Genomic DNA, 1,160 nt, shown 5'->3' on the forward strand with positions numbered 1-1,160 from the left:
CTGAAATGATTGAATTTTTACTTGAAGAGATCCTTGTAATTTAGTATTTCTGTTGTTGCCACACAATAGAAAACAAAAAACAAGGATCTCAAATGCAACCTACAATTAAAGCTATTGATTTGCAAGTTGTAAGGAGTGAATGCAGTCACCGAATTGACTCGTTTTTCAAGAAATTTCGTATTGCGAGTATTGCCCGAAATTCTCAAATAAAAAAATCAAAAGGATATTCAGCTGCATCAATTCTTCAAAGCATTTTTATACTTCCGTTTGTAGGAAAAAATATTTATCGAAGTGTTGTAATCAATCCAGAACGTAAAATCAGTAAAGATGCAATATATGACTTTCTTCGTTCAAGTCGTTTCAGCTGGAGAAGATTTCTTTTGACATTGGGGTTTCAGTCACATGAAATGATTGATAAATTGACCAGCAAAGCACGTAACCCAGTACTTATCTTTGATGACTCAACAATATCTCGTCCCCGGTCAAAAAATGTTGAGCTTTTAGCCAAAGTTTTTGACCACACAACCGGGAGGTATCTGCGGGGTTTCAGAATGCTTACCATGGCCTGGTCAGATGGATCGACGCTATTACCTCTTGATTTTGCTCTTCTTTCATCGACAAAAAAGAAAAATCGCTACCAGGAAACGGCTAAAAACTTGGACAAGAGAACGTGTGGTGCCAGACGACGACAGGAGGCTGTGACCAAGGCAACAGAACTGATTACTCCTATGATCGAAAGAGCATTACGTACCGGAATCAATGCAAAATATGTCCTTATGGATAGCTGGTTCGGAGTACCATCTTTGATTGCCAAGGTTCGCAAGCATTTAGATGTCATCTGCATGGTCAAACGAACTCAAACAATCCATTACATCTTCGAAGGGCAAGAGCTAAACGTAATTCAAATTTACCGTAAAATCAGAAAACGCCGTGGAAGGGCAAAAATTCTCGCCAATGCTAAAGTTCAAATGAAAGATGGAGGTACGGCAAAATTGGTTTTCGTCCGTAACCGAAATAAAAAAGATTGGCTTGCATTACTGTGTACAGAGGAAAATCTTCCGAATGAGGAAATAGTACGGATTTACGGTCGGCGTTGGGACATTGAAGTTTTTTTCCGTACGGCTAAACAACACCTTGAACTGGAAAGAGGATGCCAAGGC

The 1,160-nt window shown here is 39.2% G+C and carries 1 protein-coding gene; it reads left to right on the plus strand.

The window, feature by feature from the left end; all coding sequences use genetic code 11:
• Nucleotides 1-92 precede the first annotated feature (92 nt).
• The coding region (locus DPF_RS04905; protein ID WP_069857768.1) for an IS4 family transposase at nucleotides 93-1,160 on the plus strand (1,068 nt) is incomplete at its 3' end.

The sequence above is a fragment of the Desulfoplanes formicivorans genome, from assembly GCF_001748225.1.
Classification (GTDB): domain Bacteria; phylum Desulfobacterota; class Desulfovibrionia; order Desulfovibrionales; family Desulfomicrobiaceae; genus Desulfoplanes; species Desulfoplanes formicivorans.